Origin of the sequence: Dyella jiangningensis (assembly GCF_003264855.1) — a bacterium.
Lineage (GTDB): Bacteria > Pseudomonadota > Gammaproteobacteria > Xanthomonadales > Rhodanobacteraceae > Dyella > Dyella jiangningensis_C.
In genome coordinates, this window is sequence record NZ_NFZS01000001.1 from 2,046,644 (window position 1) to 2,069,048 (window position 22,405).

A 22,405-nucleotide genomic window follows, 5' to 3' on the forward strand; every position below is an offset into this window, starting at 1 on the left:
GTGTCGGACGACTCGCTGCAGCAACGCCTCACCGAGCTGGAAGTGAGGCTCACCTTCATCGATGACACGGTGAGTGCGCTTGCCTCGGCGGATGCAGAGTTGTCGATGCGCATCGCTGCGCTGGAAGAAGTCATCCGTGGCTTGCGCAGCGAGTTGTCGTCGCTGCGCACATCGCAGGGGCACGATCCGCACAGCGAACCCCCGCCGCCGCATTACTGACATCATTCGTACCGTACCCGCATCACGCTAGCGAGTTAGAACATGGCCGAATCCCTGCGCGATCAGCTGCTCAAGAGCGGCATCGTCAAACAGGTCCGCGACGAAAAGCGCCCGAATCCGCCAAAGGGTGCAGCTTCGTCCAAGGGCAGCAAACCGCCGCATCCGAAGCCGCATGCGGCAGGCAAGCCGCAGGGCACGGGGCAGGGCGAGATCGACCTTGCCAAGGCCTACGCCATTCGTGCGCAGACCGAAGCCAATGAGCGCAAGCGCGCGGAACAGGCGGCCGCCGAGGAGGCGCGCCTGCGCCGCGAGCGCAAGCAGAAGATCCAGCAATTGCTGACGGGCAAGACGCTCAACAAGCCGGACGTCGACCACGTCCGGCATTTCGAGTACGGCGGCAAGATCCGGCGGGTACATGTCGATGCGGAGCAGCTTGCGGCGATCAACGCGGGAGAGCTCGGCGTGGTGCAGCAGCAGGGACGATACCTGTTGGTGACGCGTGAACTCGCCGAGCAGGTTAGGACGATCGATCCACAGCAGCTGGCGTTGCTGGTCGAACCCGGCAGCGCAAGCGGCCTCGGCGAAGACGGCGTGCCTGACGACCTGATGTGGTGACGCGCGCCGGCAAATCGCGCCGTCAGGCATAAAAAACGCCCGGTGAAAGCCGGGCGTTTTGCTTGGTGGATGGGGCGATCAGGCTTCGATGTCTTCGGTCTGCTCCGTCGTTGCCGGTATCTCGAAACCGGTCTGGGCGAGCGCCGGCAAATCCCAGCCCTGCTTCGGCGAGAAACGTTCGCCGTAGCGCTGGGCGAGCCTTTCGAGCTTGCCTTTCACCACGGTGGCGCCTTCGCTGCGCACATATTGGATCGGGCCGCCACGGAACGGCGCAAAGCCGGTGCCGAAGATCACGCCGGCATCCAACAGGTCGGCATCGTCGACGACGCCGTCAGCCAGGCAGGCCACTGCTTCGTTCACCATAGGCAGGATCATGCGGTCCTGCAGGTCGGCCGGAACGTTGTAGTCAGGGTCGACCTCGGGCTTCTGCGGCTTGCCGTCCTGCCAGATATAGATGCCCTGTCCGTCCTTCTTGCCGCGCTTGCCGGCGGCGAGCTTGTCCTCCAGTCCCGGGGGCAGCTCGAGGCCAAGGAAAGGCGCGAGCTCCTTGCCGACGGAGGCGCAAACGTCCAGGCCCACCGTGTCCGCCAGTTCGATCGGGCCCATCGGCATGCCGAATTTCCGGGCTTCCTTGTCGAGCACCGGGCCGGGCACGCCTTCGCTGTACAGGCGCATGGATTCCAGCAGGTACGGCATCAGGATGCGGTTGACCAGGAATCCGGGCGTGCCCTTGACTGCGACAGGCAGCTTGCCGATGGCCTTGCAGAATGCGAGCGCGCGTTTCTCGGCGTCCGCGTCGAGCCGGTCGTGCCGCACCACTTCCACCAGCGGCATCTGCGCCACCGGATTGAAGAAGTGCAGGCCCAGGAAGCGCTGCGGCGCCTTCAGGTCGACACGCAGTTCATCCAGCGGAATGCTGGACGTGTTGGTCGCGAGGAGTTCATCGGACTGGAACTGCGGCTCGATGCTGGCGTACAACGCCTTCTTGGCTTCGGCGTTCTCGAAGATCGCCTCGATGGCCAGGTCGGCCGTCGCCACGCCCTTGCCTTCGACATCGGCACGAAGCCTTCGTGCGGTTGCCTCGACCTTGTCCGCCGTCTTGAGCTTCTTTTCGTAGAGCTGTCGCGCACGATCCAGCGCGGGCTGGATGTACTTCATTTCGCGGTCCTGCAAGGTGACCTCAAAGCCCTTGAAGGCGGCCCATGCGGCGATGTCCCCACCCATTACGCCGGCACCGACCACATGCACGTGCTTGATGTTGTGTTCGATGCCGCTGCCCTGGCTCTTGAGGCGTTCCTGCAGGAAAAAAATGCGGATGAGGTTCTGCGCCGTGGTGGTTTCGGCCAGCTTGGCCACCGACCGGGCCTCGAGCTTGAGTCGCTGCTGGATGCTCGGGCCGCCGCGCTTCCAGACGTCGATCAGGGCGAATGGTGCCGGATAGTGTTCCTTGCGTACCTTGGCCGCCGTCTGCTTGACCACCATCGGCGCAAGGATCTGGCGCGCCACCCAGGTGTTGGTGGCCCATGCCTTGGCGCGCAGGGCGAACGGCCGGGCATGCGGCCGGCGCAGCAGGGCGCGCGCTTCGGCCAGCAATTCGGCCGGCGGCGCCAGGCGATCGACCACGCCCAGGGCAAGGGCACGCTTGGCCGACAGTGCCCTGCCGGTGAGCATCACGGGCAGGGCATCGGTGGCGCCGATCAGCCTCGGCAGCCGGGCCGATCCACCCCAGCCCGGATGGATGCCGAGCATCACTTCGGGCAGGCCGATGCGGGTCTTTTCGTCGTCTGCGGCGATGCGCTGGCGGCAGGCGAGGATCAGCTCGGTGCCTCCGCCCATGCAGGCGCCGTGCACGGCAGCCACCGTCGGGCAGGGCAGGCGGGCCAGCGATTCGAACACGCGCTGGCCGTTCTCGATGTTTTCCAGCACCGTGCCATGCTGGGCGTAGGTGACGAATTCCTTGATGTCGGCACCGACGGCGAAGCCGAACGGCTTGGCCGAATGGATCAGCACGCCCGCCGGCTTCTCGATGGCCAGGCGTTCCACGATCTGGCCGAGCTCGTCCAGCACTTCGCGCGAAAAGGCATTGACGTTGCTGCCGGCGCGGTCGAGGGAGAGGGTGACGATGCCGCTGTCGTCCAGGCTCGTCTTCCAGTGATTGAAGCGCAATCCTTCGAACATAAAGGGTACTGGGGTGACCGGGAAGCCTTGCACCATACCTTCCCGTAGCGAGGAATGCGAGACGGCCCAGGCGCACCCTCCAGGCAAGCATGAATATCCTGTAAAACCGCGTCTTGTGCGCTAACGCATGAAATGCATCACGGAATCCGACAAGGCTTGCATCCCACCTAGGCGAAGACCTTCAGACCACGTAATTTAAGGCCTAATGAGTACTGCCATCGCACCCCCTCCCAGCCAGACCGGCGCCGAAATTCTCGAGCGCATCCTGGGCGCGCGCGGCAACCTCATCGCGCTCGAAGGTGGCGAGGACCTTGGCCTGATCGGACAGATGCGTTCCCTTGTGCGGCGCAGCGGTCAGACCGTCTACCTGTGGACGCCTGAAGTCGGCCTGGGCAACCTGCGCGAAGAGCATGTCGGCCTGCCTGGTTCGCAGCGCCTGAATATCGCCCTGCGTTACATGCAGCAGAGCAATCACTTCGGCATCTACCTGCTGCAGCGGTTGCCTTTGCCGCTGGCCATGGCGGACGCCACGCTGTTGCGGCAGCTGGCGCGCGCGAATACTGGCCATGTGCGGCGCGTGGTGCTGCTGGACCCACCGGAAGCCGTGATTTCCAGTTTCAACGATGTGTTGGTGCGCCTGAGCTGCCAGCCCAAACCGGCGCAGCGTCCTCGACTGCGTGACGGTCGGTGGCTGCTGGCATGACGGGGTCGGCCGGCATCCTCGTCGTTGCGGCGCAACGCGAACTGCGCCGTGCGCTGTTCGACACGTTCGATCGTGATGGCCACTACGTCGTGCATTCCGCCCGCGATGCAACCCATGCGGGCATCCTGCTGGAAGGGCGGGGTGCACTCGCGTTGATCGTCGTAGTGTTCGACGGCGACGGCCGCGAAGCGGCGATCGGGCTGGACGCGTTGCGCCAGTTGCCGGCTTGTGCCGACGCGCCGCTCATCGCCGTGCTGGACGACGCGGCCATGCTCAAGCCGACCGTGTTGCCGGCTGGCGTGGCGGATTGGCTGTATGCCTCGCAGATCGAACACGAATTGCTTGCGCGTTGTCAACGGATGCAGAAAGCCTTGCGCGCCGGCGCCGCTCCCGGTGCGGCCATGGCGGCCAGCGATGGAGACTATCGCTTCGCGTTCGACGAGGTCGAAAGCGAATGGTTGATCGTGGATCCCTCCCGGGGCCGCATCCTCGAATGCAGCGCTTCGGTGGCGAGCCACAGCGGGCTCGGTGAACACGAGCTGCGGGGAAGGCCCCTGCAAGATGTGCTCGCCTTTTCCGATATCCGCGCCGAGCAGGTGCTTGCTGAAGGTTCGCGCCGCTGGCATCCCTGTCACCGGCGCTCCGTGCGTGGTGCGGATTCGGGGGAAGCCAGCGCGCGTCCGATCCGCCATGCAGGTCGTGACGTGGTGGCCTTGTTGTTCCGCAGTGACCGGGCCGGCGTACGTGCCGAGGTGGCGCTCGGTCTGTTGGCGCGGATGTTCGGCGCCGGCAGCGGCGACGAGGGCATCGCCGAAGCGGCGCGCCTGCTCTATGAGGAAATGGGCTTCGATTACGTCGCCGTCTGGTCCGCGCGTCAGGACGAGGGTGGCGCTCCGGTGCAATTGGTGCAGTACTGGCGCGGCGATGAGCAGCTATGGCCGGGCCCGCATCTGCAAAGTTCGTTGCGCCTGGTGCTGTCGGGCCAGGCGATGATGCATCAGGCCGATGCCGCGCGCTTGGCCCCGATGGATCCCTTGCTCGAGCAGTTGGGGTTGGCAGGCTTCGCCGGTTGGCCGTTGCAGGACGAGCGTCGCACCGTACTGGGTGCCTTGCTCGTGGGTACACGACAGCCCCTGCCGTCACTCGCCATCGTGCAGCCGGTGCTGCGTTGCGCAGCGTCCCGCTTCGCCCATGCGCTCGAGCTTCGCCACACGCGCGAGCAGGGCCGCGCCGAAGGCCTGCTCGATGCCTTGACGGGCTTGCCGAACCGCCTGTTGTTCAACGATCGCCTGGACACGGTGATCCGCGAGGCCAACCGCACGGGCGAATCCTTCGCCCTGCTGTTCGTCGACCTTGATCGTTTCAAGACCATCAACGACACGCTCGGCCACGCGGTGGGCGACCAGGTGCTGCTCACCACCACGCAGCGACTGCGCGGTTCCGTGCGCGCATCGGACACCGTGGCCCGTTATGCGGGCGACGAATTCGTGGTAATCCTGCGCCACATCGTCAAGAACGAAGACGTGTTGCGTATCGCAGAGAAGATCGTGCAGGTGATGGGTGCGCCGCTGCGCATCGATGACGGTACGGAACTGCAGGTCACCGCATCAATCGGCGTGAGTTTCTTTCCCGACGATGCGCCCGACGCGGAAACCCTGCTCAAGCACGCCGACGAAGCGATGTACGCGGCCAAGAGCCTGGGCCGCAACAACTACCAGATCTTCGAGGGCAGCGCACAGCAATCGCAGCAGCAGAACCTCGCCCTGAAGTCGGGCCTGCGCCATGCGGAACACAAGGGCGAGCTGCGCGTGTTCTATCAACCCCAGGTCGACGCCAACAGCGAAGACATCGTGGGCATGGAAGCGCTGGTGCGCTGGGAACATCCCGAGCTGGGTTTCATCGGCCCCGGCTTCTTCATTCCGCTGGCCGAGGAAACCGGCCTGATCGTCTCGATCGGCGAATGGGTGCTGCGCACCGCCTGCCGTCATGCACAGGAATGGGAGCGCCGCTACGGCCTGGGTCTGCGTCTTGGCGTGAACCTTTCGGCGGTGCAGCTGATGCAGCCGAACCTGCTCGAGGTGGTGGCTTCCGCCCTCGAAGAGAGCGGGCTCGAGGCCTCACTGCTGGAGATGGAGGTCACCGAAAGCATCAGCATCAAGGAAGCCCCGAACCTGGTGGAAAACCTGCAAGGCCTCCACCGGCTTGGTTGCCGCATTGCGATCGACGATTTTGGCACCGGCGCCGCCTCGCTCGACTACCTGCGCAAGTTGCCCGCCGATCGCATCAAGATCGACCAGAGCTTCGTGCGCAACATCGGCGTCGATCCGGATGACGAGGCCATCGTGCGAGCGACGATCGAAATGGCCCACCGCCTCAAGCGCGGCGTCGTGGCCGAGGGCGTGGAAACCGAGCAGCACATGCAGTTCCTCCGCGCCAACCAGTGTGACGAATTGCAGGGCTTCCTGTTCTGCCGACCGTTGCCGCAACCTTCCTTCGAGAAGCTCCTGCAGGAGCGCCAGTCCCTGCTGGCCGGTGTCAGCGGCACCGCTGCCTGACTTGCAGGCATAGCCGACATCCCCATATCGGTAGCCAGGGCGGGCGCCGCCCTCGCGGCCATGTCCTGATAGGAAATGGGCTGGTTGCAGGTACGCCTCATGGGCGGCCGTGCGTTTTCCCTTTCAGGTCCGCCACGGCGACCTCCCGCAGGGGTTGGTAAACGTACGCCGACATGCTGAACTAGGACGCGATGCGCTTGTCTGAGCAACTCGCTCCCATCCTCAGGGCATCCCAGGCGCTTGGCAGCATCGACGAAGGAGACGGCCCGAATGGGCGAAAACGAACTGGACAGTGCGCTGGTCGAGCGCGTCCAACAAGGGGACAAGCGGGCTTTTGACCTGCTGGTGCGCAAGTACCAGCACAAGGTCATCGGGCTGGTTTCGCGCTATGTGAAGAACCAGAGCGAAAGCGAAGACATCGCGCAGGAAGCGTTCATCCGTGCCTGGCGCGCCATCGGTTCGTTCCGTGGCGAAAGTGCTTTCTATACTTGGTTGTACAAAATTGCCGTGAATACGGCCAAGAATCACCTGGTGGCCATGGGCCGTCGTCCTCCGACCGACGACATCGCGATCGAAGACGCCGTCTTCGTGCCCGGCGCGGATCGCATGCAGGAAAGCGCGACCCCCGAGCGCGAACTCATGCGACAGGAAATTGAACAAACCGTATTTTCCACTGTCCAATCGCTGCCCGAGGAATTACGGACCGCGATTACCCTGCGTGAAGTGGACGGTTTGAGCTACGAGGAAATCGCCGAAGCCATGGGTTGCCCGATAGGTACGGTGCGTTCACGTATTTTTCGGGCGCGTGAAGCTATCGATGAAAAACTGCGGCCGCTCCTGTCCGACCGCGAGGACAAGAAACCATGACTGACAACCAACGCGAAAACCTGTCTGCCGGCATGGATGGCGAGCTGTCGCAGGAGGAGCTGCGCTTCCTCCTGCGGCGGATCGACCATGACGCGGCACTGCAGCAGGCATGGTCGCGCTATCACGTGGCACGTGATGGCTTGCGCCGCCGGCTGCCGCCGCTCGCCAGCGATGGCTTCGCGGGTCGTGTGATGCAGGCGATCGAACAGGAACGCGTCGTGGCAAGCGGCAAGCCGCGCCGCCATTGGCTGCATTGGTCGGCCGGTGGCGCCATCGCGGCAGGCGTGGCCGTGGCGGCGCTGATGGTCGCGCAGCCGGCCGGTCAGCCGGATCATCTGTCCCCGCAAATGGCGTCGGCTCCCGCCAAGGCGGCCGAGCAGGATGGCGGGATGCTGGCGAATGTCGGTGCGGGAGCGCCGGCCGTGGCGCCACCCGGACTCAATGTCTATTCGGATGTGCCTTACCACATCAGCCAGCAGGCATCCGCGACGCTCGATGGCGACAGCCGCACGCTGCTCTATTCGCGCAACAGCCTGTCCCCGTATCGTGTGGCGCGTTATCCGGCGAGCAGCAGCGATGGCAGTTACCTGCTGTTGATCCATCCCGACCAGGCGCAGCAGCCGTCGGCGCCGGCGCCAGCCACCCCGCAATGACGCGAAGCCGTGTGTTGCCTGCCGCGGCCTTGCCCCTTCCCGAGATCACCTGCTTCACCCGGCCTGCCCAGCAGGCTGGTCGGGTGCGCGCGCAAACACGGAGGATGAGATGAACCGATTCACCCTGCGCACGCTGTCGTGCGGTGTCCTGATCAGTCTTGCTTTGGCCGGCGGCGTACAGGCCCAAAGCGCCGCCCCCGCGTTGTCGAGCCTGCCGGACTTCACGGGTATCGTGCAGAAGAACGCTCCGGCCGTGGTGCACGTGGAGGCGAAATACAACGGCAAGAAGACCGCCAAGGGCCGTGCGGGTCAGCGCGGCGGGATGCCCGGCGGCATGCCGGACACCCCCGATGACGACGATCCGCAGATGGAGATGTTCCGGCGTTTCTTCGGCATGCCTATGATGCCGTCGCCGGAGGATCAGCAGCATACGTCGCTGGGCTCGGGCTTCATCCTCTCCAACGATGGCTACATCCTCACCAATACGCACGTGGTGGATGGCGCCGATACGGTGACCGTTCGCCTGCAGGATCGCCGCACCCTGACGGCCAAGGTCGTGGGCAGCGATCCGCAGTACGACATCGCGCTGCTGAAGGTGGACGCCAAGGGCAACCTGCCGGCCGTCACCGTCGGCGACTCGCGCTCGCTGAAACCCGGCCAGTGGGTGCTGGCGATCGGCTCGCCGTTCGGCTTCGACTACACCGTGACGCAGGGCATCGTCAGTGCGGTGGGGCGCAACCTCGGTAGCCAGGACCAGCCGTATACCTCGTTCATCCAGACCGACGTGCCGATCAACCCCGGCAACTCGGGCGGCCCGCTGTTCGACCTGCAGGGCCGGGTGGTCGGCGTGAATTCGCAGATCTATTCCAACACCGGCGGCTACCAGGGCGTGGCGTTTTCCATTCCGATCGACGTGGCCATGAACGTGGTCAAGCAGATCAAGGAAAAGGGCTATGTGTCGCGTGGCCAGCTCGGCGTGATGGTGCAGCCAGTCAGCGATGACATGGTCAAGGCGCTGAAGCTCGACAACGCGTCGGGTGCGGCGGTCACGCAGGTGACGCCTGGCAGTGCGGCGGAGAAGGCGGGACTGCATCCGGGCGACGTGATTACGGCCTACAACGGGCAGAGCATCAATTCGAGCGTGGATTTGCCGCCGCTGGTGGGGCAGACCCCGCCGGGCAGCAAGTCGACGCTGACCATCCTTCGCGATGGCAAGAAACAGGATGTGAGCGTCACGGTCGGTGAAATGCCTCGCGACAAGAATGCGGTGCTGGCTTCGGGCGATACCGAGAAACCGGCGGCGCGCAGCGGCGCCACGGCACTGGGCCTGTCGGTTCAGGACCTGGACAGCGAAACCCGCCAGCAGATGAGCCTGAAGCAGGGCGAAGGCGTGGTCATCCGCAATATCACGGGTTCGGTGGCGGCACGTGCCGGTTTGCAGCCCGGTGACGTGATCCTGATGGTCAACCAGAAGAAGGTGGGCAGTGCCGCTGCGTTCCGCGAAGCCACCAAGGACGCCAAACCGGGCGATACGGTGCTGCTGCTGGTCCGCCACGGCGACCAGAGTGGTTTCATCGGCCTGACGGTGCCGGGCGGCAAGGACGAGTGACACGTTCTCCCGTGGCGTATGGCAGCGCCGCGGGAGAGTTGCATGGCGTCGGGATGACGTGAGCTTGGGCCATCGTCCTGGCGCCATGCCGGTCTCAACGGCGCCGGAGGCACGATTCGGGCCTTCGGCGCCGTCTCACGGGGTGGTCTATCCGGCCTGCAACCGTTCCATGCGATAATGCCGGGTTCGTATCGTCATCCCGGCGATACGCTGCCCGCGCGCCGCGCCGGGCGGTGAACGCAGCCAGCGTGTTCCATGGAACTGATCCGAAACTTCTCCATCATCGCCCACATCGATCACGGCAAGTCGACACTTGCCGATCGCATCATCCAGATCTGCGGCGGCTTGACCGAGCGCGAGATGGAGGCGCAGGTGCTCGACAACAATCCGATCGAGCGCGAGCGCGGCATCACCATCAAAGCCCAATCCGTGTCGCTGCCGTACAAGGCGCGCGACGGCAAGACCTATCAGCTGAACTTCATCGACACCCCGGGTCACGTTGACTTCTCCTATGAAGTCAGCCGTTCGCTGGCCGCCTGCGAAGGCGCACTATTGGTCGTGGATGCGGCGCAGGGCGTGGAAGCCCAGTCGGTGGCCAACTGCTACACGGCCGTGGAAATGGGCCTGGAAGTGGTGCCCGTGCTCAACAAGATCGACCTGCCGACCGCCGACCCGGAAAAGGTGAAAGGCGAGATCGAGGCGGTCATCGGTATCGACGCGGACGACGCCGTGGCGGTAAGCGCCAAGACCGGCCAGAACGTGATCGAGGTGCTGGAAGCCATCGTGGCGCGCATCCCGCCGCCGAAGGTGGGCGATACCGATCGCCTGCAGGCGCTGATCATCGATTCGTGGTTCGACAACTACCTTGGCGTGGTGTCGCTGGTGCGCGTGGTGCAAGGCGAGATCAAGCCGGGCGACAAGCTGCTGGTGATGTCGACCGGCCGTGCACACGAAGTGAGCGAAGTGGGCGTGTTCACGCCCAAGCGCAAGAAGCTCGACAAGCTGTCGCCAGGCGAAGTGGGCTGGATCACCGCATCCATCAAGGACGTGCACGGCGCGCCGGTGGGCGACACGCTGACGCTCGCCGGCAAGCCCGCCGACAAGCCGTTGTCGGGCTTCCAGACCATGCAGCCGCGCGTGTTCGCGGGCCTGTTCCCGGTGTCTGCCGACGATTACCCGGCCCTGCGCGAAGCGCTCGACAAGCTGCGCCTGAACGATGCGGCGCTGTTCTTCGAGCCGGAAAGCTCCGAGGCCATGGGCTTCGGTTTCCGCTGCGGCTTCCTTGGCATGCTGCACATGGAAATCGTGCAGGAACGCCTGGAACGCGAGTACGACCTCGACCTGATCACCACGGCCCCGACGGTGGTCTACGAGGTGGTGAGAAGCGACGGCTCGATCTTGATGCTGGACAACCCGGCCAAGCTGCCGGCGGCGAACCTGATCTCGGAGATTCGCGAACCCATCATCGTGGCCAACATCCTCACGCCGGCCGACTACATCGGCAACATCATCACGTTGTGCGAAGAAAAGCGCGGCGTGCAGCGTTCGATCCAGTACCTCGCCACGCAGGTGCAGATCACGTACGAGATGCCGCTGGCCGAAGTGGTGCTGGATTTCTTCGATCGCCTGAAGTCGGTGTCGCGCGGCTACGCTTCGATGGACTACCACTTCGAGCGTTTCGAAGCCGGCCCGTTCGTGCGCGTGGACGTGCTGATCAATGGCGATCGCGTCGATGCGTTGAGCCTGATCGTGCATCGCATCCATGCCGAGCGTCGCGGCCGTGACTTGGTCGAGCGCATGAAGGATCTGATCCCGCGCCAGCAGTTCGACGTGGCGATCCAGGCAGCGATCGGTGCGCAGATCGTCGCCCGGTCCACGGTGAAAGCGCTGCGAAAGAACGTGCTGGCGAAGTGCTATGGCGGTGACGTCAGCCGCAAGAAGAAGCTTCTCGAGAAGCAGAAGGAAGGCAAGAAGCGCATGAAGCAGGTGGGCCGCGTGGAAATTCCACAGGAAGCCTTCCTTGCCGTATTGAAGGTGGATAAATAAAACTGCGGATCCGGTGCCGACGCGCCGGCCAACCTTTGGAGTAGGGCATGGATTTCGATTTTTCGGCGATTCTGCTTGGCCTCACCGTGCTGTTCGGCGTGGTGTGGGGCCTCGACCGCCTGTTCTTCTACGGATCGCGCAAGGCCAAGGCTGACGCCGCCGGTGGCGCGGTGCGTGAGCCGGTGATCGTGGATTGGTCGCGTTCGCTGTTCCCGGTCGTGCTGGTGGTCCTGCTGCTGCGTTCGTTCGTGGCCGAGCCGTTTCGCATCCCCTCCGGCTCGATGATGCCGACGCTCGACGTGGGCGACTTCATCCTCGTCAACAAGTTTGCCTACGGCTTGCGCATGCCGGCCTTCAACAACAAGTTCGTGAGTCTGGGCGAGCCCAAGCGCGGCGACGTGGTGGTGTTCCGCTTCCCCGGTTACCTGTGCGAGGACGGCGGCAAGCTGGTGCGCAGTGGCGACCAGAGCTGTGCCGATCCGCACGCACCGGTGCCCAGCCAGAACTGGATCAAGCGCATCATCGGCATGCCCGGCGACCGCGTCGAAATGCGTGGCGATCAGCTGATCGTCAATGGCGAGCCGGTGGCCGCCGACTTGATCGGGCCGTACGAGGGCGACCCCAAGCGACCGGAATCGCGCCTCATGCTCGAAATGGGCGCCACCGTGTGGAACGAACACCTGCCGAATGGCCAGGGTGGCATGGTCAATCACTTGGCCGCGCGCATGCCCAACTACGCCATTCCCCCTCCGCTGCCCAACGCCCGTGTGCCGCTGGTAGTGCCGCAAGGCTGCTATCTGGCGATGGGTGACAACCGTTACAACAGCACCGACAGCCGCTGGTGGGGCTGCCTGCCGGAGCAGAACCTGGCGGGCAAGGCCTTCCTGATCTGGCTAAGCTGGACCGGTTCGGGCGTGGCCTTCCACCGCATGGGCACGGTCATACATTGAAAAAGCGTGACGCGCGTTGACCGCAGCCGAGTGACGGCGGCAGTCCGTTGCGGCGACAATGGCCGCGCGGCGCTGCGCCAGTCAGGGCGGTTGCGCATCAACCAGAGTTTCGCGGCAGAACGGCATAGCGAGGGGACTATGAAATCGAAGCAGTCGGGCATCACCCTGATCGGGTTCTTGTTTGTCTTGGCCATTGCGGCTTTCTTCGGCTATATGGCGATGAAGCTGGTGCCTTCCTATATTGAGTTCCTGGGCGTCAGCAAGGCCATGAGCCAAGTGGCTTCCGGCGGTGTGGAAGGCAAGACGCTGGACGACCTGCGTCGCGACCTGCTGTTCAAGATGGATGTCCAGTATGTGGACAATGCCACCATCAAGCCCAAGGACATCACCCTCAAACGTAGCGGCAATGGCGCGGAGCTGAACATCTCCTACGACAAGCGCGTTGCCTTCTTGTACAACATCGACTTCCTGCTGCATTTCGAAAAGAGCGTGATGCTGCAGGGCAATGTCGGTGGCTGATCGCAGGCCCAGGATTTGACCCGACTCGCTTACCGTTTCCGTGATCCCGCGCTGGCGCAGTTGGCGCTGACCCACCGCAGCGCGGGCAAGCCGAACAACGAGCGGCTGGAGTTCCTCGGCGATGCCTTGCTGGGCGTGGTCGTCGCCGAGTTGCTGTACGAGGCTCATCCCCATGCGAGCGAGGGCGAGCTCTCGCGCTTGCGCGCGCAGCTGGTCAACGGCCAGGCGCTCGCCGTCATCGCGCGCGAGCTGGAGCTGGGCGACGAACTGAAGTTGGGCTCGGGCGAGCTCAAGAGCGGCGGCTTCCGGCGTGATTCCATTCTCGCCGACGCGTTCGAGGCGTTGGTGGCGGCGGTCTACCTCGATGCCGGCTTCGCCGAGTGCCGGGCCGTGGTGCGGTCGCTGTTCGAGCCGTTGGTGGCCGCCATTCCGCGATCGTCGAAGGATGCCAAGACGCGCCTGCAGGAGCTGCTGCAGGGCCGTGGCTGGCCGCTGCCCCAGTATGAGCTGGTCGACAGCCATGGCGAGGATCACGCCAAGACCTTCGATGTGACCTGCGAGATCACCGATCCCATGCCCATCCGCGCCGAGGGGCGCGGCAGCAGTCGGCGGGCGGCCGAGCAGGAGGCCGCGGAGACCGTGCTGCGCCAGTTGCAGGACCTGCAGGACTGACACTGGCCGTGGTCTGATTCCGGCCTGGCGTGAAGGCATGACGCCGCTTTCGCCGCCGACGACTTACACTTTCCACCGTCCCCCGCGCGGGCACGCCGGTTCGAGCCGGCCGAGCGCATATCCGATACAGGCTTTCAGCATGAACGACAACGACGACCTCGATCTCGGCGCGCCCGCCGAATTGCCCCATGACGACTTCCGCTGCGGCACGGTCGCCTTGGCCGGACGCCCCAACGTGGGCAAGTCGACGCTGCTCAATGCGCTGATCGGTTTTCGCCTGTCGATCGTGAGCCCGCGGCCGCAGACCACGCGCCATCGCATCCTGGGTATCGCCACCAGCGATGCCGGCCAGATCATGTATGTCGATACTCCGGGGCTGCACCGTGGCGCCAAGCGTGCGATGAATCGCAGCCTCAACCGGGCGGCGCGCTCGGCGATCAGCGAGGTCGATGTGGTCGTGCAGGTGATCGAGGCCGGTCGCTGGACGGATGAGGACGAGGCGCTTTACGAGGCGCTGGTGGAGCAGAAGGTCCCGCGCCTGCTGGTCATCAACAAGGTCGACCTGGCCAAGGAAAAGTCGACCATGCTGCCATTCGTGGCCGAGTTGATGACGCGCCACAGTTTCGACGACGTGTATTACGCCAGTGCGCTCAAGGAAAAGGGGCTGAAGGAACTGGAGCGGGGCATCCTCAAGCGCCTGCCCGTGCAGCCCCCGGTTTACGGCGAGGATGAAATCACCGACCGCAGCGAGCGCTTTCTCGCGGCGGAAATGGTGCGCGAACAATTGATGCTGCGTCTCGACCAGGAACTGCCGTACGCCACCACGGTGGAGATCGAGCAGTTCAAGGATCGACCCGACGGCGTGGCGGAAATCCACGCCGTGATCTGGGTCGAGCGCGAGGGGCAGAAGGCGATCGTGATCGGCAATGGCGGCGCACAACTCAAGGCCATCGGCAGCGGGGCGCGGCGCCACATGGAGCGTGCTTTCGAACGCAAAGTCTTCCTGCGGCTGTGGGTGAAGGTGCGCGAAGGCTGGGTCGACGACGAAACCATGCTGAAGAAGTTCGGTTACACCGATTGAACGCCATCCGGCCTTCGTTCTCTCCACCTTGATCCGATCGCCCGATGCGTATCGAGCAGCAACCCTCGTACGTTTTGCACTCGCGGCCCTATCGCGAGACATCGCTGCTGCTCGAGTGCCTGACGCGCGACCATGGGCGCATCGGCGTGGTCGCGCGCGGCGTGCGCGGCGAAAAGGCGCGACTGCAGCGCGCGCAGCTTGAACCCTTCCAGCCGTTGTCGCTCGATCTCATGGCGAGGGGCGAACTGGCCACCCTGACCGGCGTGGAAGGCATCGGCGCACCGCAGCGCCTGTCTGGCGAGGCGGGTCTGGCGGGCCTGTACCTCAACGAGTTGGTGGTCAGGCTGACCGGACGTCAGGATCCCCATCCCGAATTGTACGAAGCGTATGCCCGGACCTTGCGGCGGCTGGCGGACGCCGAACCGTTGGCGTGGACGCTGCGCCGTTTCGAGCGGGACCTGCTGGAGGCGGTGGGTTATGCGCTGCAGCTGGAATACGAGGCGGAATCGGGCGAGCCGGTAGAGGATGCGCAGCTCTATCGCTATCACGCCGACATGGGGCCTTCGCCTTGCCGATCAGGCACTGCGCATGCGCTGCGTGGGCGCGACCTGCTGGCCTTGGCCGGGGACCGCATGCCGGATACGGCAGGGTTGTCGGCGCTGCGCGTGATGATGCGCGACGTCATCCGCTTTCATCTGGGTGGCGCCGAATTGCATGCCTGGCACGTGCTCGGCGCCGCGATGTCGCGGCGCTGACAAGCCGGGCCCTCAGGCCACTTCCGTTCCGAGTGCTTCGATGGTCGCCATTAGGGCCTTGCGGAAGCGAGACAGGGGAGCCAGCGAACCGGTGTGGCCCAGCTTCAGGTGGCGCTGCAGCAGCATGGCCTGGGTGGCAAGCGCCGAGGCGCCGCAGAAGCCGCAGGACGAACGCAGTCGATGCAGCCGTTCGGCCAGCGAGCCCGGGTCGTCGCGAAGCACGTCCATGTCCTGGTAGAGGCCGACCAGCTCGGCGCGCAGCAAGGTGCGCATGGCTTTCACCACTTCGGCGTCGCCCATGGTGGCGATGGCCTGGGAGTCATCCAGCAAAGGCTGGCTGGTCGTGCCCGCCTGCACCAGGGTCAGGATGCGCCTGAGGTCGGCGACGTTGCAGGGTTTCTGCAGCACTTCGCTGAATTCGGCCGAAAGCAGGCGCTCGCGCTCGGTGGTGTCCATCTCGGCGCTGGTCGCCACGGCCGTGCAATCACTGGAGCGCGCCTGGGGATCCTGCCGCAGCGCGGCAAGCACTTCCTCGGCACCGGCGCCGGGCATGCGGCAATCCAACAGAAGCAGGTCGAACGCTTCGTCGTGCGCCAGTGCGATGGCGGCGGCGCCGTCGTGACAGGCCTGGGCATCCAGGCCAAGGCTGCGCAGGGCCTCGACCAGGAAAAGGCGACTGGTGGCATCGTCGTCGGCCACCAGGGCGCGGACGGTTTCCGGGGCACGACGCGCGCGCGAAGGATCGCTGGAAAGCGTGTTGAACATGACTAGTCCGTGTCGTTCAGCTGATTTTGGCAGAATGGCGCGTCATGCGCTTCACATCAAGTCACCTGCTGCTCATTCTCGCCGTCCTGCTTGGGGTTGGACTGGCGCCGTCCGCGCGCGCGGACGTGGCGCTGGGCGCCAAGGCCTTCAGCGTGCCCGGCCTGAAGATGCAGGACGTGCAGGCCCAGCTGGGCGAGGATGGCCAGGGCGGGCTGAAGCTCAGCCTGCGCTCGGCGAAGACCGAACTTCCCGCCATGGGCTGGAAGCGGGTCGGCGTGGACCTCCAGGGTACGTTGCAGCGCGACACGCACATGCGCTGGCTGTTCAACGGCACCATGCAGCTGGCCGGCGCTCCCGGCGGGGCGCTGGGCAATGCCAGCGTCGGCATGATCATCGACGAGGCGGCCAATACGCTGGAGATCAACATCAGCCAGGGGCAGGCCCAGGCCACCACCGCGTTGCCCTTGGATCAGCCGACCCACGCGCAGATCAGCCTCAAGGGCGTTCCGGCGGTCTGGCTGCAGGGTGTGTTGAGCACGGTGTGGTCGGGCCGGGCCACCGCCGGCAAGCTGGACGCCGATATTGCCCTGGACATGGCCGACAAGGGCATCCAGGCCTCGGGCCAGTTCGCCTTGAGCGGTGCCGGCTTCGATACGCCGAGCGGGACGCTGGCCGGGCAGGGCGTCAGTGGCAACGGACGGCTGAACATCGACAGCACGGGTACGCCCTCACGCATCGACCTGGACAGCAGCCTGCGCGGTGGCGAGTTGCTGCTTGGTCCGATCTTCGCCCGCCTGCCCGAGCATTCCGTGCAGCTGAGTCTGTCCGCGGCGACCCAGAACGGCGCCATTGATCTGACGCGCCTGCGTGTGTCGGATGCCGACGCGCTGCAGCTGGACGGCGCCATGGCGTTCAACGCCAAAGGCGACCTCCAGCGGCTGAAGCTGGACCGCCTGCAGTCGCATTTCCCGGCGGCCTACCAGCGCTACGGACAAGCCTGGCTCGCCACGCTCGGCATCCGCGACATGCATATCGATGGCCAGCTCAATGGATCGATGGACATCGGAAGCAATGGCCTGCGCAGCTTCTCGTTCGCAACCGAAGGCATGGACATCGCCGATGGAACGGGTCATTTGTCCGTCAAGGGGCTGCGCGGCGGATTGGACTGGGCCGTGGATGGCGATCGCCCGGCAACCACGCTGGCCTGGCAGGATCTCCAGCTCTATCGCATCGCCAACGGCGCGGCGCAGTCGCGTTGGCAGAGCCGCGACGGGACGTTGAGTTTGCAACGTCCGCTGGAAGTGCCGGTGTTCAACGGACATGCCCGCGTCGGCGACTTCGATTGGCGCCCGGCGGCCGCCAAGGGGCGTCGCTTGGCGACCTCGATGACCTTCACCGGCGTCGACATGGCTGCATTCTCGCGGGCGATGGGCTGGCCCGAATTCCAGGGAACGTTGGCAGGCGCCATTCCCGCGTTGCGTTGGGTCGACGACCGCTTCGAGTTCGACGGCGGCCTCTCGGTCAATGTGTTCGATGGCTTCGTCGACATCACGAGCTTGTCGCTGCAGGGACCGTTCAGCCCGAGCCCGGTGCTGTCCGCCGACGTGCAGCTGAGGCAGCTGGATCTCGCGGCGATGACCAGCGTGTTCGACTTCGGCAGCATCACGGGCCGCATGGACGGCTCGATCGATGAGCTGCGGCTGGTGAACTGGAATCCCGTGGCCTTCAAGGCCAGCCTGCTGGCCGGCAGCGGTGGACGCATCAGCCAGCGCGCGGTGAACAACCTCACCACCGTCGGTGGCGGTGGCATGGCCGCTGGCCTGCAGGGCGCGGTGCTGAAGCTGTTCAAGACCTTTGGCTACAAGCGCATCGGATTGAACTGCACCTTGCAGGCCTCCGTGTGCCACATGAGCGGCCTGGAAAATGAAGCGGACGGCTACACTATTGTCGAAGGCAGTGGCTTGCCGCGCCTGCAGGTGATCGGGCATCAGACCCAGGTGGACTGGCCCACCCTGGTACGCCGCCTCAAGAGCGCCATCGAAGGCAACGGACCGGAAGTCCACTGAGCATCCTGCATCCCCACACCCCAAGGAGTCGAACATGCGCAAGCTCGTCTATGGATTGCTGACCATGCTGGTGGTCGCGCTGGTGGGGTGCGTCACCATCAACGTGTATTTCCCCGAGGCAGCCGCACAGAAGGCCGCCGACCAGTTCATCGGCACGGTGATCGACAGCGCGCCGGCACCCGCTTCGAAGGACAACGAACCGTCGCCGCCCGCGAAGAAGGACGGCCAGCCGTCCGCCATGCTGCTGGACCTGCTGATCCCGGCGGCCTATGCGGCGGATACGCCCAACATCCGCATCCAGACGGCCACCACCGAGGCGATCCACGGTCGCATGCAGGAGCGCTTCCGCAGCACGCTCGCGCCGCTGTTCAACAGCGGTGCCGTCGGGTTCACCCGCGATGGCCTGGTGGCCGTGCGTGACGCCGCCAAGGTGCCGCTGGACCAGCGCGCCGGCGTGAATGCCGCGGTAGCCGACGAGAACCGCGACCGCGAGGCGCTCTATCGCGAGGTAGCCAACGCCAACAACCATCCGGAGTGGGAATCACAGATCCGCGCCACGTTCGCCAAGGGCTGGATCGAGCGGGCCCGTGCGGGCTGGTATTATCAAGACCCTTCGGGCGCCTGGAAGCAGAAGTAAGCCGTTCGCCCTTTCTTTGCCCGACTGCCGCGCCCGGGTCACCTGACTCGGGCGCGCGCGTTTCTGGAAGCCGCCGTACCCATGAATGAACTTCAAGCCACCATCACCGACCTCAGCCACGACGGCAAGGGCGTCGCCCGCATCGACGGCAAGGCCGTCTTCGTCAGCGGGGCGCTGCTGGGCGAGGAGGTGAAGCTGCGCATCCGCAAGCGTCATCGCCACTACGACGAGGCGGAAGTGGTGGAGCTGCTCACCCGCTCGCCGCATCGCGTGGAGCCGCGTTGCCGCCACTTCGGCCAGTGCGGCGGTTGCTCGCTGCAGCACCTGGATGCCGCATCGCAGATCGAAGTGAAGCAGCGCGTGCTGAAGGACAACTTCGAGCGCATCGGCAAGGTCGAGCCCGCGCTGTGGCTGCCGCCGCTCACCGACGAGCCCTGGGGTTATCGCCGCAAGGGCCGCCTCTCGGTACGCTCGGTGGCGAAGAAGGGACGCGTGCTGGTCGGCTTTCGCGAAGAGAGCAATCCGCGCTTCGTCGCCGACATCAGCCAGTGCGAAGTGGTGCACCCGGCCATCGGTCCCAAGATCGGGCTGCTGGCCGAGTTGATCAGCGGCATGGATGCGGCGAGCGACATCCCCCAGATCGAGTTCGCTGCGGGCGACGATGTCGTGGCGCTGGTGTTCCGCCACATGTCGCCGTTGAGCGAACGCGATCGCGACGCATTGATCGCGTTCGGCAAGGAACACGGCTTTGCGATCTACCTGCAGCCCGGCAGTGTCAGCAGCGTGCATCCGCTGTGGCCCGAGCATCCGCGGCTGGCCTTCCGCATTCCGAGTGGCGACGCGGCGTACGACGACGTGGAGCTGGAATTCCGGCCGCTCGACTTCGTGCAGGTCAATGCCGGCATGAACCAGCGCATGATGGCTCGCGCGATGGAGCTGCTTGACCCGCAGCCCGGCGATCGCGTGCTGGACCTGTTCTGCGGCCTGGGCAATTTCACCTTGCCGATCGCGCGGCGCGTGGCCGAAGTGGTGGGCGTGGAAGGCGAGCATGGCCTGGTGGAGCGCGCCGCCGAAAACGCGGCACGCAACGGCATCACGCATGCCCGCTTCGAGGTGGCCAACCTGTTCGAGGACCAGCGCCAGGCCCATTGGGCCCGCCAGCCCTGGGACACGCTGTTGCTCGACCCGCCGCGCGCCGGTGCGGACAAGGTGCTGGAATACCTGCCGCACAAGGAAACGAAGCGTATCGTCTACGTGTCGTGCCATCCCGGCTCGCTGGCGCGCGACGCGGGCATCCTGGTGCAGAAGCATGGTTTCCGCTTGAGCGCGGCCGGCGTGATGGATATGTTCCCGCATACCGCCCACGTCGAATCGATCGCGTTGTTCGAAAGGTGATAACCGGGAGCTGTCGTGGGTATTGAGATCGAACGCAAATTTCTCCTCGGTAGCGACGATTGGCGCGATGCTGCTTCGCGCAGCGAGCGCATTGCCCAGGGTTATCTGGTCGGCGCGAAGGCGTTGCGGGACGGCATGGCGCTCGCCTCGGTGCGGGTACGTCGCATCGGCGAGCACGCCTGGCTGAACATCAAGTCGGCACAGCTGGGCATCGAGCGTGCGGAGTACGAGTACCCGATTCCCCTGGCCGACGCCGAACAGATGCTGGCCACGTTGTGCGACGGCGTGCTGGAGAAGATCCGTCATCACGTCGTCGTGGACGGCGTGCTATTCGAGGTGGATGAGTTCTTTGGCGACAACGCCGGGCTGGTGGTCGCCGAGGTGGAGCTTCCCTCGCAGGACGCCGCCTTCCCGCGTCCCGCCTGGCTGGGGCGTGAAGTGAGCCACCTCGCGCGCTACTACAACGTCAACCTGATCGCGCATCCCTATGGCCAGTGGAGCCAGGAGGAGCGACAGGCCGCAGGAGAAACCAGCGCATGCTGATGATCGGCCTCGCCGGTACCACCTTGGCGCCCGCGGAACATGCGTGGCTCACCGCGTCGGGCGTGTCGGGCGTCATCCTGTTCGCGCGCAACTTCGAATCGCGAGAGCAGCTGATGGCGCTGGTGGACGCGATTCGCGACGTCGGTGGCGAGGACATGCTCATTGCCGTCGACCAGGAAGGCGGTCCGGTGCAGCGCTTCCGCGAGGGATTCACGCGCCTGCCGCCGCTGTCGACCATTGGCGCCGAATACGCCCGTGACCCGGAGAACGCCATCCGGCTCGCCGAAGAGCACGCCTGGGTGATGTCCAGCGAACTGCGCGCCAGCGGCGTGGACTTCAGTTTCGCGCCCGTGGTCGACCTGGCTCGCGGCAACGCGGCCATCGGTCCACGTGCTTTCCATGCCGATCCGGCCATCGCCGCCGAACTGACGCAGGCCTATGTGCGCGGTATGCATCTGGGCGGCATGGCGGCCGTGCTCAAGCATTTCCCGGGTCATGGCTCGGTCGCGGTGGACACGCACAAGGCCGCGGCCATCGATCCGCGTCCGCTGGACGAGATCCGCCGTGACGACCTGGTGCCGTTCGTCGAAGGCATCGCCGCGCATGCGGAAGCGGTGATGATCGCGCATGTGATCTACCCCGAGGTCGACGCGCAGCCGGCCGGCTTCTCCAGGCGTTGGATCGGGGAAATCCTGCGCGGCGAGCTGGGCTTCAACGGTGCGGTCATCAGCGACGACATCAGCATGGCGGCGGCTGGCGCTGCCGGTGGCGCGGCCGAGCGCGTGCGCGCTCACCTCGATGCCGGCTGCGATCTGGTGCTCGCCTGTTTTCCCAACGTGGTGGACGAGGCCATTGCGGCCGTGCAGGGTCACGCGGCCGCCGCGCCGGAACGCCTGGCGGCCCTGCGGGGCGCCGTCGCCTCCACCTGGGAAGGACTTCTCGACAACCCACAGCGCGACCGTTTCATCGCGCGCGTCACGGCGCTCAACGCCGTGGAAGGATCCTCTGCAGCATGACGACCACTCCTTCACTGGCGGCAGCCCTCGCTGATGCCGATCTGCTGTTCAGTCGCGCGGACCTCGAATCGGTCATCGCGGACATGGGCCGGCGCATCGATGCAGAGCTCGATGGCGAGCGCGCCGTGTTCCTCACGGTGATGAATGGCGCACTGATCTTCGCGGGCCATCTGGCGCTCGCGATCCGCACCGACGTCGAATTCGACTACGTCCACGCCACCCGCTACCGCGGGGCCACCTCGGGCAGCGAGCTGCACTGGTTGCGCGAACCTGCGGTGGATCTCTCCGGGCGCACCGTGCTGCTGGTGGACGACATCCTCGATGAAGGCCACACGCTGAAGGCCGTGCGCGACGACTGCCTGCGCCGCGGCGCGCGCCGCGTGCTGGTGGTCAGCCTGTGCACCAAGCAGCACGATCGCCTGGTCGACGGCATCGCGGCCGACTTCAACGGCGTCGAGTTGCCGGATCGCTATGTGTTCGGGTTTGGCATGGACTACTACGAGCAGGGCCGCAACCTGCCGGGTATTTACGCGTTGAAGTAAGCCGGCCTGGCTGGCCGCA

At 65.3% G+C, this 22,405-nt stretch carries 21 protein-coding genes; 19 read left to right on the forward strand and 2 right to left on the reverse strand.

Annotated elements, in window-relative coordinates; all coding sequences use genetic code 11:
• Positions 1 to 219 carry a SlyX family protein gene (locus tag CA260_RS09165; RefSeq protein ID WP_425479713.1) on the forward strand — a complete coding sequence of 73 codons (219 nt, stop codon included), beginning with the start codon at positions 1 to 3 and terminating at the stop codon, positions 217 to 219.
• A 42-nt stretch (positions 220 to 261) separates the two neighbouring features.
• A complete protein-coding gene (locus CA260_RS09170) occupies positions 262 to 834 on the forward strand; it encodes a DUF2058 domain-containing protein (protein ID WP_111982396.1) in 573 nt (190 codons plus the stop codon).
• Between the two features lie 78 nt (positions 835 to 912).
• Here the strand turns inward: CA260_RS09170 and CA260_RS09175 are convergent, their stop codons facing one another.
• Positions 913 to 3,012 (reverse strand): 3-hydroxyacyl-CoA dehydrogenase NAD-binding domain-containing protein, encoded by a 2,100-nt coding sequence (locus CA260_RS09175; protein ID WP_111982397.1) that lies wholly within the window; start codon positions 3,010 to 3,012, stop codon positions 913 to 915.
• 205 nt (positions 3,013 to 3,217) lie between these two features.
• Here CA260_RS09175 and CA260_RS09180 point away from each other — a divergent pair, with 205 nt between their 5' ends.
• From CA260_RS09180 to recO, 11 genes are all read left to right on the forward strand, one after another.
• Positions 3,218 to 3,715 carry a hypothetical protein gene (locus CA260_RS09180; RefSeq protein WP_111982398.1) on the forward strand — a complete coding sequence of 166 codons (498 nt, stop codon included), beginning with the start codon at positions 3,218 to 3,220 and terminating at the stop codon, positions 3,713 to 3,715.
• Positions 3,712 to 6,270 (forward strand): putative bifunctional diguanylate cyclase/phosphodiesterase, encoded by a 2,559-nt coding sequence (locus CA260_RS09185; RefSeq protein ID WP_111982399.1) that lies wholly within the window; start codon positions 3,712 to 3,714, stop codon positions 6,268 to 6,270. The genes CA260_RS09180 and CA260_RS09185 overlap by 4 nt, the downstream gene beginning before the upstream one ends.
• Before the next feature lie 270 nt (positions 6,271 to 6,540).
• On the forward strand, positions 6,541 to 7,137 hold the full coding sequence (gene rpoE, locus CA260_RS09190) for an RNA polymerase sigma factor RpoE (protein ID WP_111982400.1): 597 nt from the start codon (positions 6,541 to 6,543) through the stop codon (positions 7,135 to 7,137).
• Positions 7,134 to 7,790: a sigma-E factor negative regulatory protein gene (locus CA260_RS09195; protein ID WP_111982401.1), complete on the forward strand. Its 657-nt coding sequence runs from the start codon at positions 7,134 to 7,136 to the stop codon at positions 7,788 to 7,790. The genes rpoE and CA260_RS09195 overlap by 4 nt, the downstream gene beginning before the upstream one ends.
• A 109-nt stretch (positions 7,791 to 7,899) precedes the next feature.
• Positions 7,900 to 9,399, forward strand: a complete 1,500-nt coding sequence (locus tag CA260_RS09200) for a DegQ family serine endoprotease (protein ID WP_111982402.1) — start codon at positions 7,900 to 7,902, stop codon at positions 9,397 to 9,399.
• Between the two features lie 255 nt (positions 9,400 to 9,654).
• A complete protein-coding gene (lepA, locus tag CA260_RS09205; RefSeq protein WP_111982403.1) occupies positions 9,655 to 11,445 on the forward strand; it encodes a translation elongation factor 4 in 1,791 nt (596 codons plus the stop codon).
• A gap of 47 nt (positions 11,446 to 11,492) precedes the next feature.
• Positions 11,493 to 12,395 (forward strand): signal peptidase I, encoded by a 903-nt coding sequence (lepB, locus tag CA260_RS09210; RefSeq protein ID WP_111982404.1) that lies wholly within the window; start codon positions 11,493 to 11,495, stop codon positions 12,393 to 12,395.
• A 6-nt stretch (positions 12,396 to 12,401) separates the two neighbouring features.
• Positions 12,402 to 12,914, forward strand: coding sequence for a DUF4845 domain-containing protein (locus tag CA260_RS09215; RefSeq protein WP_238149660.1), 513 nt, complete (start codon positions 12,402 to 12,404; stop codon positions 12,912 to 12,914).
• A gap of 15 nt (positions 12,915 to 12,929) precedes the next feature.
• Positions 12,930 to 13,586 carry a ribonuclease III gene (rnc, locus tag CA260_RS09220; protein ID WP_111982406.1) on the forward strand — a complete coding sequence of 219 codons (657 nt, stop codon included), beginning with the start codon at positions 12,930 to 12,932 and terminating at the stop codon, positions 13,584 to 13,586.
• 139 nt (positions 13,587 to 13,725) lie between these two features.
• The gene (gene era, locus CA260_RS09225) at positions 13,726 to 14,667 is read left to right on the forward strand and encodes a GTPase Era (RefSeq protein ID WP_111982407.1); all 942 of its coding nucleotides are present in this window, start codon (positions 13,726 to 13,728) and stop codon (positions 14,665 to 14,667) included.
• Positions 14,668 to 14,711: 44 nt separating this feature from the next.
• The gene (recO, locus tag CA260_RS09230) at positions 14,712 to 15,422 is read left to right on the forward strand and encodes a DNA repair protein RecO (RefSeq protein WP_111982408.1); all 711 of its coding nucleotides are present in this window, start codon (positions 14,712 to 14,714) and stop codon (positions 15,420 to 15,422) included.
• Positions 15,423 to 15,434: 12 nt separating this feature from the next.
• Here the strand turns inward: recO and CA260_RS09235 are convergent, their stop codons facing one another.
• The gene (locus tag CA260_RS09235; protein WP_111982409.1) at positions 15,435 to 16,187 is read right to left on the reverse strand and encodes a response regulator; all 753 of its coding nucleotides are present in this window, start codon (positions 16,185 to 16,187) and stop codon (positions 15,435 to 15,437) included.
• 44 nt (positions 16,188 to 16,231) lie between these two features.
• Here CA260_RS09235 and CA260_RS09240 point away from each other — a divergent pair, with 44 nt between their 5' ends.
• From CA260_RS09240 to CA260_RS09265, 6 genes are all read left to right on the forward strand, one after another.
• The gene (locus CA260_RS09240) at positions 16,232 to 18,253 is read left to right on the forward strand and encodes a hypothetical protein (protein ID WP_111982410.1); all 2,022 of its coding nucleotides are present in this window, start codon (positions 16,232 to 16,234) and stop codon (positions 18,251 to 18,253) included.
• Positions 18,254 to 18,287: 34 nt separating this feature from the next.
• Positions 18,288 to 18,890, forward strand: a complete 603-nt coding sequence (locus CA260_RS09245) for a YdbL family protein (RefSeq protein WP_111982411.1) — start codon at positions 18,288 to 18,290, stop codon at positions 18,888 to 18,890.
• Between the two features lie 81 nt (positions 18,891 to 18,971).
• Positions 18,972 to 20,285 (forward strand): 23S rRNA (uracil(1939)-C(5))-methyltransferase RlmD, encoded by a 1,314-nt coding sequence (rlmD, locus tag CA260_RS09250; RefSeq protein WP_111982412.1) that lies wholly within the window; start codon positions 18,972 to 18,974, stop codon positions 20,283 to 20,285.
• Positions 20,286 to 20,300: 15 nt separating this feature from the next.
• Positions 20,301 to 20,828, forward strand: a complete 528-nt coding sequence (locus CA260_RS09255; protein WP_111982413.1) for a CYTH domain-containing protein — start codon at positions 20,301 to 20,303, stop codon at positions 20,826 to 20,828.
• Positions 20,822 to 21,844, forward strand: a complete 1,023-nt coding sequence (gene nagZ, locus CA260_RS09260; RefSeq protein WP_111982414.1) for a beta-N-acetylhexosaminidase — start codon at positions 20,822 to 20,824, stop codon at positions 21,842 to 21,844. Before CA260_RS09255 ends, nagZ begins: the two co-directional genes overlap by 7 nt.
• Positions 21,841 to 22,386, forward strand: coding sequence for a hypoxanthine-guanine phosphoribosyltransferase (locus CA260_RS09265; protein WP_111982415.1), 546 nt, complete (start codon positions 21,841 to 21,843; stop codon positions 22,384 to 22,386). Before nagZ ends, CA260_RS09265 begins: the two co-directional genes overlap by 4 nt.
• Positions 22,387 to 22,405: the final 19 nt, after the last annotated feature.

Excerpts from the sequence above, each read along its gene's own strand:
- CA260_RS09170 (WP_111982396.1), top strand. The coding sequence starts at position 262 with ATGGCCGAATCCCTGCGCGATCAGCTGCTCAAGAGCGGCATCGTCAAA.
- CA260_RS09175 (WP_111982397.1), bottom strand. The coding sequence starts at position 3,012 with ATGTTCGAAGGATTGCGCTTCAATCACTGGAAGACGAGCCTGGACGAC.
- CA260_RS09180 (WP_111982398.1), top strand. The coding sequence starts at position 3,218 with ATGAGTACTGCCATCGCACCCCCTCCCAGCCAGACCGGCGCCGAAATT.
- CA260_RS09185 (WP_111982399.1), top strand. The coding sequence starts at position 3,712 with ATGACGGGGTCGGCCGGCATCCTCGTCGTTGCGGCGCAACGCGAACTG.
- rpoE (WP_111982400.1), top strand. The coding sequence starts at position 6,541 with ATGGGCGAAAACGAACTGGACAGTGCGCTGGTCGAGCGCGTCCAACAA.
- CA260_RS09195 (WP_111982401.1), top strand. The coding sequence starts at position 7,134 with ATGACTGACAACCAACGCGAAAACCTGTCTGCCGGCATGGATGGCGAG.
- CA260_RS09200 (WP_111982402.1), top strand. The coding sequence starts at position 7,900 with ATGAACCGATTCACCCTGCGCACGCTGTCGTGCGGTGTCCTGATCAGT.
- lepA (WP_111982403.1), top strand. The coding sequence starts at position 9,655 with ATGGAACTGATCCGAAACTTCTCCATCATCGCCCACATCGATCACGGC.
- lepB (WP_111982404.1), top strand. The coding sequence starts at position 11,493 with ATGGATTTCGATTTTTCGGCGATTCTGCTTGGCCTCACCGTGCTGTTC.
- era (WP_111982407.1), top strand. The coding sequence starts at position 13,726 with ATGAACGACAACGACGACCTCGATCTCGGCGCGCCCGCCGAATTGCCC.
- recO (WP_111982408.1), top strand. The coding sequence starts at position 14,712 with ATGCGTATCGAGCAGCAACCCTCGTACGTTTTGCACTCGCGGCCCTAT.
- CA260_RS09235 (WP_111982409.1), bottom strand. The coding sequence starts at position 16,187 with ATGTTCAACACGCTTTCCAGCGATCCTTCGCGCGCGCGTCGTGCCCCG.
- CA260_RS09240 (WP_111982410.1), top strand. The coding sequence starts at position 16,232 with ATGCGCTTCACATCAAGTCACCTGCTGCTCATTCTCGCCGTCCTGCTT.
- CA260_RS09245 (WP_111982411.1), top strand. The coding sequence starts at position 18,288 with ATGCGCAAGCTCGTCTATGGATTGCTGACCATGCTGGTGGTCGCGCTG.
- rlmD (WP_111982412.1), top strand. The coding sequence starts at position 18,972 with ATGAATGAACTTCAAGCCACCATCACCGACCTCAGCCACGACGGCAAG.
- nagZ (WP_111982414.1), top strand. The coding sequence starts at position 20,822 with ATGCTGATGATCGGCCTCGCCGGTACCACCTTGGCGCCCGCGGAACAT.
- CA260_RS09265 (WP_111982415.1), top strand. The coding sequence starts at position 21,841 with ATGACGACCACTCCTTCACTGGCGGCAGCCCTCGCTGATGCCGATCTG.